Annotated in this window: 7 protein-coding genes; 4 read left to right on the forward strand and 3 right to left on the reverse strand. The window is 45.1% G+C overall.

Going from position 1 to position 11,767, the window contains the following annotated elements; translation table 11 throughout:
* The 4 genes from VIM89_RS17415 to VIM89_RS17430 all read left to right on the forward strand — a co-directional run.
* On the forward strand, window positions 1-1,099 hold a 1,099-nt coding region (locus tag VIM89_RS17415; RefSeq protein WP_488157458.1), incomplete at its 5' end, for a tagaturonate reductase.
* A gap of 11 nt (window positions 1,100-1,110) precedes the next feature.
* Entirely contained in the window at window positions 1,111-2,763 is a 1,653-nt protein-coding gene (locus VIM89_RS17420) for a UxaA family hydrolase (RefSeq protein ID WP_488157459.1), read from the forward strand.
* 29 nt (window positions 2,764-2,792) lie between these two features.
* Window positions 2,793-4,694 carry a glycoside hydrolase family 88/105 protein gene (locus VIM89_RS17425; RefSeq protein WP_488157460.1) on the forward strand — a complete coding sequence of 634 codons (1,902 nt, stop codon included), beginning with the start codon at window positions 2,793-2,795 and terminating at the stop codon, window positions 4,692-4,694.
* A 13-nt stretch (window positions 4,695-4,707) separates the two neighbouring features.
* Window positions 4,708-7,026: a DUF5703 domain-containing protein gene (locus tag VIM89_RS17430; RefSeq protein WP_488157461.1), complete on the forward strand. Its 2,319-nt coding sequence runs from the start codon at window positions 4,708-4,710 to the stop codon at window positions 7,024-7,026.
* Window positions 7,027-7,029: 3 nt separating this feature from the next.
* Here VIM89_RS17430 and VIM89_RS17435 read toward each other — a convergent pair whose 3' ends face one another.
* From VIM89_RS17435 to VIM89_RS17445, 3 genes are all read right to left on the reverse strand, one after another.
* The gene (locus tag VIM89_RS17435) at window positions 7,030-7,551 is read right to left on the reverse strand and encodes a beta-L-arabinofuranosidase domain-containing protein (RefSeq protein ID WP_488157462.1); all 522 of its coding nucleotides are present in this window, start codon (window positions 7,549-7,551) and stop codon (window positions 7,030-7,032) included.
* Between the two features lie 146 nt (window positions 7,552-7,697).
* A complete protein-coding gene (locus tag VIM89_RS17440) occupies window positions 7,698-11,099 on the reverse strand; it encodes a glycosyl hydrolase (protein ID WP_488157463.1) in 3,402 nt (1,133 codons plus the stop codon).
* On the reverse strand, window positions 11,096-11,767 hold a 672-nt coding region (locus VIM89_RS17445; protein WP_488157464.1), incomplete at its 5' end, for a beta-galactosidase small subunit. The genes VIM89_RS17440 and VIM89_RS17445, both read right to left, overlap by 4 nt.

Below are 11,767 nucleotides of genomic sequence, written 5' to 3' on the forward strand. Positions count from 1 at the left end.
CACTGAAGTAGGTATTCAATTAATTGAGGAGGATATTAATCAACAACCGCCTCTATCCTATCCTGGTAAGCTATTGGCAGTTCTATATGAACGCTATAAAGCATTTGATGGAAGTGCTGTTAGTGGATTGGCAATTATTCCTACCGAACTGATCACAGATAACGGCAAAAAGCTAAAGTCGATCGTATTGGACTTAGCACGCTTCAATAAACTGCCAGGCGAGTTTATCAACTGGGTTGAAAATCATAACACATTTTGTAATTCATTGGTTGACAGGATCGTACCGGGAAAACCCACCAAAGAATTAGCAGCTGCATTAGAAGAAGAGCGCGGTTATACCGATAGCCTGCATATCATGTCCGAAACTTATTGCCTTTGGGCGATTGAGGGCGACGAGCGTGTTGCCTCGATATTATCTTTCTGCAAGGCCGATGACCGCGTTGTGATAACACCCGACATAGAAATCTACAGGGAGCTGAAACTGCGCCTGCTTAATGGTTCACACACTTTGAGTTGTGCAGTAGCCATCATTTCGGGGCTTGACACGGTTAAAGAAGCGATGGACAACGCAGGGTTCTCGAAATTTATAACCGAACTCGCTTACAAGGAGATCATTCCATCCATCCCCTATAAAATTGAACCGGAGGTGGCAGTCGACTTTGCCCGCAAGGTGCTGGATAGATTCCGCAACCCGCATATCCGCCACGAATGGCTCAGCATTTCGATGCAATACAGCACCAAGATAAAAATGCGTGTAATTCCCCTGCTGCTGAATTACTACAAACTCAAAAACACCGTGCCTGCGAATATGGCGCTCGGGTTCGCTGCATTTATCCGGTTTATGAAGATTGAAAAGCAAGAAGATGGCACATACAAGGGATCTATCAACGGCCAGGAATATAACGTCACAGACAGCCAGGCCGGTTACTTCGCCCAGGCATGGCAAAATGCGGATGCGAACCTGGTTGTTGAAAAGGTATTAAGCAATAAGAGCTTATGGGATACGGACCTTACCACATTGCCGGGTTTTAAAGAAGAGGTTTCCAAGAATTTAAAAAGAATTATGGCTGCCGGAGAGAAAGAAATCACCACAGCCTAACTACATCAGTTATGAAGCAGAAAGTAACCAAAATACACCCAAAAGATAATGTGATGGTAGCCCTCACCGACTTGAATGCAGGCGAGGAAATGACCTATAATAACCAAACTTATAAAGTAACAGAATTTATACCTGCCAAACATAAGTTTGCATTGAGCGATCTGTCTGCCGGTACCGATGTGATCATGTACGGAGTTTTGGTCGGACGGGTGCAGAACCTTATTCCCGCGGGTGGTTTGTTAACTACCGAAAATATCAGGCATGCGGCAAGTGGCTTTCAGACAGGGAACAATCACCTGGATTGGGAAAAACCCGATGTGCAGAAATGGCAAAGTAAAACATTTAATGGCTATCATCGCGATAATGGCGAAGTAGGAACTGCCAATTACTGGCTCGTAGTCCCGATGGTGTTTTGCGAAAACCGAAATGTGGAAGTATTGCAGGAAGCATTAATAAAGCCGCTGGGTTATGGCCGCAAAAAGACATATGAGATAAGAGCGCAGCAACTCATTAACAAGATACGTTCAGGAAGTAGTATTGAAGAGGTTTTGTATACTGAAATTGGCGATGACGGCCCTTTGTCAGGAAATCAAAAACTATTCCCTAATGTCGACGGTATCAAATTTTTAACCCATACCGGCGGATGCGGTGGTACACGCCAAGACTCGACCACCCTATGCGGTTTGTTGGCAGGTTATATCACCCACCCCAACGTTGCCGGCGCTACAGTACTCAGCCTGGGTTGTCAGAACGCCGAAGTGAAAACACTCCAGGAGGAGATCAAAAAAAGGGATGCAAATTTTAGCAAACCGCTGTATATCCTCGATCAGCAAAAAACAGGAATGGAAACCGATCTGATGGAACAGGCTATACGGCAAACATTAGCCGGACTGATCCAGGCCAATACTAATGTTCGCAAACCTGCCCCCCTGAGTAAACTGGTGATTGGGTTGGAATGCGGCGGCTCTGATGGTTTTTCGGGCATCTCAGCAAATCCGGCAGTAGGCTACACTTCCGATTTATTGGTAACCCTTGGTGGTACCGTAATACTCTCCGAATTCCCGGAGCTGTGCGGTGTTGAGCAAAACCTGATCGACCGTTGTGTTGATAAAAACAAAGCGGAACGCTTTTCATCCCTGGTAAAAAGTTACAGCCAGCGGGCAGAAGAAGCTGGTTCTGGTTTTTATATGAACCCTTCGCCGGGCAATATAAAAGACGGTTTAATCACCGATGCTATCAAATCAGCGGGTGCAGCAAAAAAGGGTGGCACATCCCCGGTAACCGATGTGTTGGACTATCCGGAAAAAGTAACCAAACCGGGCCTCAATCTGCTATGCACTCCCGGCAACGATGTGGAATCAACCACCGCAGAGGTAGGATCTGGCGCGACTGTAGTTTTATTTACCACGGGTTTAGGTACACCTACGGGTAACCCAATTGCTCCGGTTATAAAGCTGGCAACCAATACACCCATGTTTAAACGCATGAACGATATCATCGATATAAACACAGGCTCCATCATAGAAGGTGATGAAACTATAGAACAAGCCGGTGAACGGATCCTGGATTATGTAATTGAGGTAGCCAGCGGCGAAATTGAAGTCAGCGCTGTGAGACACGGGCAAAATGACTTTATTCCATGGAAACGGGGCGTTTCATTATAATTTACTGATCAGCATACTTAATCAGCAGCATGAGAAAGATCATTTGCATATCTATATTGTTTTTAACTATCGCTATCGCAGGCCATACACAGCAACTGCCTATGTCGCAGCGCATGGCTGCCACCGCCATGAAACTTTGGAAAGACAGCGCATCCAATGCCAGATGGACCTATGAACAAGGCGTTGTATTCAATGGCATTACTGAAGTTTGGATGCAAACCGCAGACAAAAAGTATTTCGATTACATACATAATTATATCGATGTGCTGGTATCTGATGACGGTACGATAAAAGGCTACAAAAAGGATATTTACAGTTTGGATAATATCCTGTGCGGCCGGTCGGTTTTGATGCTCTGCAACGTACTGGAGAAAGAAAAATACTATAAAGCCGTTCTGACCCTTCGTGATCAGTTAAAAGATCAGCCAAGGACACCGGACGGTGGTTTCTGGCATAAGCAAAGATATCCTAACCAGATGTGGCTGGATGGCCTGTATATGGCTGAACCCTTTTATGCGGAATATGCAAGCACTTTCCATGAGGATGCGGATTTTGATGACATCGCCAAACAATTCATCCTGGCCGAAAAGCATATGCGGGATACCAAAACTGGTTTATTATACCATGGCTGGGATCAAAGTCATAAGGAACGCTGGGCAAATCTGCAAACTGGTCTGTCTCAAAACATTTGGGCCCGCGCAGATGGATGGTACGCCATGGCCCTGGTTGATGTACTGGATAAGTTTCCCGCTAACAACCCGAACCGTGCAACTTTGCTGGCCATATTAAACCGCCTTGCATCTGCCATAAAACAATACCAGGATCCCAAAACCGGGCTTTGGTATCAAATAATGGATAAAGCGCAAAAGGCAGATAATTATCCGGAAGCTTCGGCATCCTGTATGTTCGTATATGCTTTGGCTAAGGCAGCCCGGGAAGGATATTTACCGGAAAGCTATTTAAAAGTTGCGCAAAAGGGCTATGACGGCATTATCAAAAAGTTTATATCCTACGGTACGGACGGACAGGCTAACCTGAATGGAACCGTTGCTGTTGGCGGACTCGGCGGGCAACCTTACCGCGACGGCAGCTACAAATACTATCTAAGCGAAAAAGTTGTCCAAAATGATCCTAAAGGCGTAGGGGCATTTATTTTAGCAAGCGTTGAAATGGAGCGCCTGGCGCATATATCTGCCGGAAAAGGAAAAACAGTACTGCTCGATAGTTATTTTAACAATGAGCACCGGAAAGACATTACAGGCAAGGTAGAACCTTTTCATTATAAATGGGATGAGCTGACCAATAACGGCTTTTCGCTTTTAGGACATATTTTTAACAATTACGGCCTCAAAACGGAAACACTTTATGAAGAGCCGACAATACAAAATCTTAAGAAAGCCAGCATTTATATCATCGCTGATCCGGACATTCCCAAAGAAAACCCGGATACAAAATATATCGAACCAGCCCATGTCGAAGCGATTGCCGATTGGGTAAAAGCCGGCGGTGTGCTGGTTGTGCTAAATAATGATACCGGAAATGCGGAGTTTAAACACCTAAACAAACTGATGGCAAAATTCGGTATTCAATTTAACGAGGATAGCCGCAACCATGTACAGGGCAAACAATTTGAACAGGGGGCCATTTTTATCCCTGCCGGAAATAAAATATTTAAAACAGCTAAAAATGTCTACATTAAGGACATCAGTACCTTACGGGTTACGCCTCCTGCCGAGTCGGCCTTAACTGATAAAAATGATGTGATCATTGCCATAGCCAAATATGGTAAAGGGACAGTTTTCGCGGTTGGTGATCCCTGGTTTTATAATGAATATACCGACGGACGTAAACTACCCACCGACTTTCAGAATTTTGAGGCGGCGAATGATTTTGTAAATTGGCTGGTCAAACAAATTCCCGCTAAAAAATAGTTTGCACCGCTAAATGAAGGCTAACGCTTTGTTTTTATTAATACTGCTCGTTTGCAGTTTTTTAATTGCCAAAGCGCAGGCGCCTGAATTAAAATCATGCGATATTGTATGGACGAGCCAAAGCAAAAATTCAGGTGAGTCGATGCCATGCGGTGGCGGTGATATCGGGTTGAACGTTTGGGTTGAAAACGGCGACCTCTATTTCTATCTTTCAAAAAGCGGCACTTTCGACGAGAATAATACTTTTTTGAAATTGGGTCGTGTGAGGGTCAGGCTCTCTCCTAATCCCTTTAATGGCACAAATTTCTCACAGCAATTATCACTGGCCGATGGTTCTGTAGTTATAAACGGTACAAACGGCAAGCTCAATACCCAGGTTAAGCTTTGGGTTGATGTTTACCGGCCTGTAATACATGTAGGCATCAACAGCACTGAGCCGGTAAAAGCAGAGGCCGATTATGAAAGCTGGCGCTACTACGACCGTGAAGCAAACGGACTGGAGAATAACCAGGATTCGCGCAAATGGGCAAAAAAAGGAGAAGTTAAAACATACCTGGATAATATCGATTTTAAAAACAACGCGGTATTATTCTATCATCAAAATAAAGACTCATCGATATTCGATGCCACAGTAAAAGATGAGGGTATGGAATCGGTTAAACCGCAGCTATTTAATCCGCTTTATCACCTCATCTTCGGCGGTATGCTAAAAGGTGATGGCATGCAACCGGCCGGTAATTACCAGGGCAAATATCTAAATACTGATTTTGAAGGCTGGAGACTGCAAAGCCGGCATTCAGCTAAAAAACAAGATATCGAAGTATTCTTAAGCTCTGACTATGTTGATTCACCCCGGCTTTGGCTTAAAAAATTGGATAGCGTGGAGAACGATGCTGTACTGCACCGCAAAACAGCATTAACAGCAACACATAAATGGTGGCAGCAGTTTTGGGATCGCAGTTTCATCTTCATCAATCCGGATAAACCTGATCCAAAAAATGCCGACTGGCAAGCAGGCCGCAATTACCAGTTGTTCAGGTACATGCTGGGTTGCAATGCTTATGGCTCCTATCCTACCAAATTTAACGGGGGACTTTTCACTTATGATCCGGTATTTGTTAATCAGTCCTACGATTTTACTCCCGATTTCAGGAATTGGGGCGGCGGCCTGATGACGGCACAAAACCAGCGCCTGGTTTATTGGCCAATGCTCAAAAGCGGCGATGTCGACATGATGAAGCCGCAATTTGATTTCTACCTGAGATCGCTGCATAATGCCGAACTGCGCAGCAAGGTTTATTGGGGGCATGATGGCGCATGTTTTACCGAGCAAATCGAAAACTTCGGTTTGCCTAACCGATCTGAGTACGGACTTAAACGCCCTGTGGGTTATGATCCGGGTATGGAATATAATGCCTGGCTTGAGTATGAATGGGACACTGTGCTGGAGTTTTGCCAAATGATGCTGGAAACACAGTGCTACACTGGAAATGATATTAAAAAAGACATCCCATTCATTGAAAGCTGCCTTACCTTTTTTAATGAGCATTATCAATACCTGGCAAAAAAACGCAGTATCAAAGCTTTTGATGAGAGTGGTGATTTGATACTTTATCCCGGTTCGGCTGGCGAAACGTTTAAAATGGCTTATAATTCCACATCAACAATAGCCGCTTTGCAAACTGTGCTCACTACCCTGCTGCAATTGCCCCCTCAATATTTAACTGAAAAAGAGCGCACCGAATGGGAAACGATGTTAAAACGTATTCCTCCAATCAGTTTCAGGGAATTTAACGGGCATAAAACAATTGCGCCCGCTCAGGCCTGGTCGCGTGTAAATAATGTGGAGACGATGCAATTATATCCCGTCTTCCCGTGGGGAATATATGGGATAGGTAAACCTGGTTTGGATGTTGCCATCAATACCTGGAAATACGACACAGTTGCCCTGAAATTCAGAAGCGGTATCGGATGGAAACAGGATAATATTTTCGCGGCGAGAATGGGTCTTACCAAAGAGGCTGCGGACCTAACGGTTTTTAAGCTGAAAGACTCAGAAAGACGCTTCCCAGCCTTCTGGGGCCCGGGTTTCGACTGGACACCCGATCACAACTGGGGCGGTTCAGGCATGATCGGTTTACAGGATATGCTGCTGCAGGTTGATGGCCAGAAAATTTACCTCTTCCCTGCCTGGCCAAAAGATTGGGATGTTCATTTCAAACTCCATGCTCCTGGCAATACCACGATAGAAGCTACGGTTAAAAAAAACAAAGTTGAATCGCTGATCGTATTTCCAAAAGAACGCGAGAAGGATATCATCAATATGTTTTAATAGCTACCTGTCAAAAGGTATCCATGTCTCCATGTTATTGTGACCACGATTGTCCCATGCATAATAAGGTATTAGCCTGATGTAAGCAGAGCCATCATTCTTCGTTGAAACCTCGCGGTACAGGTTATTTTCCCATCCATTTTCAAAATTCATTCTGTCCTCAAAGGCCTTCCCTTCTTTGGGTCGATTGCGTTCATCAATCAACGTTTGGGTATTGATATAGCCATCTGCTCGCTGTGCTTTGGCAATAAGAGCGATGGTTTGATCCATCAGCTTATCTATTTTTGAATCATGAGTTGAGGCGTATATTGCTGCTGCAGCTTCAAACAGTTTATAAAAATCACCGTCCTGGAACGGTGCACCTCCGTGCGAACCGGTGTCCAACCCTGCAGCGATCTCAAAATTTTGAATCGCATGGCCCATTTTTGGGTCACTGTATATCTTCCATAAATTGGGGATCATTGTCTCCCTGCAAACTTTAAAACGGTCGGCCCAGAAGCCATTGGTCCAGGTAACGTCGCTCATATCAAGGCCAGTCAACTTTGCGTATTTACTGGTTGAAGTATTTACAAGCGCCTTATCCTGAGCGGATAAATTATTAACATATATTATTAAAAATGAGATAATTAATATATTTATATTAATCTTTTTATTCATCATGCTTAAACACTTTAATATTTGAGTTCAACTATACGCACCGGTCCCAACAATCCAGCCGGTAAAAGTGGTTTGCCGTCAAGCCGGTATGGTGCGTTGGTCCAGGTAATCCTTTTTTCTTGTGGCAGCGCATTATCACCGATCAGGCGGTTGGCCCAGGTATTGCTCACTTCAATCCTGATCTTGTTCGTACCTGGTTTCAGGGCTTTGCTGATATCAACACGATACGGATAGGTCCAGGCCGTTCCGCAATCGATCCCGTTAACATACACCTCAGCTATATTATCAACCTTGCCCAAATCAAGGTAAACGTTGCTGATGCTTCTATTCCAGCTAAACTCCTGATCATAACTTGCAGTACCCGAGTAATATTTGACCGCAGGGTTTTGATTAGTGCTCCAATCCTCCAGCTTGTTAAAAACAATTGGTTTATCCGGCCCGCCAAAATTCTTATCGAACTGTACCGCCCAGGCGTCTTTCAGCTTTTGCACCGGTTCAATCGTCTCCCAGTTTTTATGCTTTTGTATCGATGTCTTGGTTGCAGGTTGTCGTAACACCACGAATATTGACCCATTTGTATCTAATCTTAATGGCAGAATTGTACGGCCGTTTTGTGTCTTCCACTCTCCTGCTGTTTTTACCAGGCCGGTCATCGGATCCCATAGCTCCGGTATCCTGCCCGCAACCCTAAGCGATAATGTGATGGTTCGCTGTTGATTATCCTGGTTAGAAATAAAATAACTATCGAAACCTGCTGCAGACCGATGGTTCCAGGCGATATTTTCGGCATTATTACCAATTGAGTCGGTAACAATCACATCTCTTGGAATACCCAGTTTATCAAATGTTTTATCCCTGTATGGCCCGGTGAGTATTCTGCCCCTCACGTTCAATTCCGAGGCATTAAAAAGCTTGTTCGCAATCTGTCTTACTTCTTCATCGTTCGATAATCCGGGAGATTTTTCAGGATGATCATTCAAAATAATGGTGGCGCCATCATCTACCAATTGCTTTATCTTTTTAATCACTGCCGGCGACATCAAGCTACTATCAGGCGACATAGGATGCGTTCTGGGTATCACTAAAACACCGTAGCTCGCTCCACCGGGCAATACAATGCGCCCATTTTTTACAGAAGCCAGTCTAAGCAATGCATCCGGGTTCATCGAATCGTAGGCATAGCCGTTTAATGGATCGATCCATTTATCCGGGTTGACCATATTGGCTGAACTGGTCACCCCTTCAGGTATCACGCGCATGGGTTCATTTTTATTGGACAGTCGTTCAGCCTCCGATTTCACTCTGTCTTCGCCGAATATACCCGGCAATGTGTTTACTAATCTGTCGGGTAAAATAGCCCTGCGTGGTGTTTCTTCACCCGTAAAAACCACTATATCTGTAACAGGATGCCCCATTTGCAGCACAGCCTGGCAACGTTGAACATATTTTATCCATGCCTTCCCCGGTTCCCACCAGGTTTGGTTACGCTGGAAGAATGAGCCGATACCATTTAGCGTCATGCCAGGTTTGCGGTCAAGCCAGGGATTCAACACATCAACATGAAATACGAAACGGTTGATACCCAAAGCAAAATTTCTGTCCGCCAGCGTCTTTAGCATGCCGGGATATTCATCCCACATTAGTCGTAATTCGGTAAATGCTTCAGCCTGGATAATATTCTTTCCATAAATATGCCCGCCAGAGATGGCATCCAGGATATCATTCGGCTTGTCATGTGTAGGGCTTCGCAGCCAGAACTCGCCCATTGGCAAGTCAACTTTGCTGTAATGCAACAGATCGTCGCTGGTCATTACCGGGGCAACACACTCAGCACTGAAATTACAACCTTGGGCATGAGCCAGTTTTGCCATCGTGCCAAAGAAATTATCTACCACCAGTTCTGCAATCGTTTGCCGCACATCGTTCAACACCTTTTCTGATATTTCGGCGCTTTGCACCGGTACCCCGGCCATTACCGGGAGATATGGCACCAAGTCATACCCGCGGCGTTTCTTAAACTCCTCAGCAAATACCGGCGACCAGTTTTGGCTACCACATTCCCAGCTATCTACGTGGAAGATTTTCAGCACCTGCCTGGCCAGTTTGGGCCCCGCTTGCCTGACAGCTTCACCAAACCAATGATCGAACTGAATTTTGGCCGCTTCAGGGTTAAACTTATCACACTCCAATCCTTTGCCAGCTCCGCCGGTGGCATTCATATGTCCGGTAGAAGTATGCCCAATTCGTAAAATAGTCCAATCACCGGGTGGCACGTTCCATTTCAGCCGGCCATTGACATCGAGTTTATCGGTGATGTCTATAATTTTATCTTTCGGTACGCAAAGTGTATCTGGTAATTGTTGGGCGGTGGCGCGCTTACTTACTCTCCACACCTCTCCTGTTTTTCCCTCGTACTGGTTGATTTGCGGTTCGGCTAATAATTCGATACCGCTTAACTTTAACGAAGGTTTCCATTTGGCAAAATCGAGGTCTTCAGAACCTGGTTCTGAGCCTTCATTATTGTATACGAAGCGATAGTATTTGGCGGTAGTCGGTACAATATCATTCGTGATTGGAGCATCGCCATCCTGCCAACCGTGCCGCGGCGGTATCAGGCGCGTTAAAGGTTTAAAATTCGTACCATCATCACTTGTTTCGATCAACAGTCTTTCAGATTCATAATTACTTGCATCAGTATGTATGATTATTGAGCGACAGGTAAACGGTTTGTCAAACGCCACTTGTATCCAGCAAGGCTTACTACTTTTAAAACTTGTTTTATTGCCGGGGATCGCCAAAAACTGCACATCGGCACCGGTGCTGGCTGTAATCTTAGGAACAATTGTTCGGGTGGAAATACCACTGCCTTCCGGAGATGGATAAGCCAGTATTTTGATATCCCTGTAATAACCTTTGTAACTTTCGGGTCGCGCTAAAGTATCGTCGAAAGTCTTTCCGCCCTTAACAAGCGTTTTTGTCCACACCACTTTTTGCATAGAAAGCTCTGGCGTTATCCATGGACCGCCTGCCACTGCAAAGCCATCACAATCGTGCATGGCCAGTTTAATGCCCAGCCTGTTGGCTTCCTGCATGGCAAACTTTACCATTCCCCACCAGGTTTTACTTAGTTGCTCAACCGGAGGATTGATGTATGGAGGATTTGCCGGGCCTTGAATAGGCATCAGGTAGGCTCCACCGATACCGGCTTTTTTCATCGCCTCCAGGTCGGCAGTTATACCCTCTAGCGATACACTTGTCTGCATCCAGTACCAGAATATCCATGGTTTGGCCTCGTCTGGCGGGTTCAGAAAATTCTTCTTAAGCAGATCAGTCGTTGCCGCTTTATGTGTTGTTTGTGCATGCGCTGCTAAGACAGCCGTTATACAAATGATCGCTACCAGGACTAACTTCTTCATAGATCTGCCGAATTGAATTTAATTTTCCTGGAAAGACTGATAGCTTTATCTGTATTGGTATTGCATGGGAACAGATAGAAGTTATAGCTGTAATCCCTTGCAGATACCCGGTATTTCTCTAAAGGCGCACCTACCGGCGACCAGCTATCATTACCGCCCACACCCATTTGAATCAAATCGATATTTAAGGTGATAAAACCGGCATCGACAAGTTTATTGGTATGTTTGGCTGCAACGATATTCTTTTCGATATAGGGCCATGCGTTCATGCTCAACAGGCTATCGGTCGTAACCAGCAAGCCATTTGAGTTTTTATCTGAAAGGAACATCCAGCGCACATCGGTTCGGTTACCTGTTTCCTGCGGAACGACATAGGGCTCATTAAACATATCTATCGGCTGGCTATAAATGCCTGCTTCCGAGCCGGTGCGACGGTCGATATAATTACCATACGGCCCACGTCCATACCAACTGATATTATCATAACTGCGTTTTATACCGCATTGCATGCCTACTTCAGGTATATCAGGCAGACCGGGTTTTACAGTTAAGGCGTAATTAACTTTTACCACGCCGCTGCCATTGATCAGATAGTTAACCTGCACCCTGACACTGTCATCTATCATTGAATAGGTACTTGTTACTTTGACCAGGGCTTTGTTCAATGC

Origin of the sequence: Mucilaginibacter sp. (genome assembly GCF_036568825.1) — a bacterium.
Taxonomy (GTDB): Bacteria; Bacteroidota; Bacteroidia; order Sphingobacteriales; family Sphingobacteriaceae; genus Mucilaginibacter.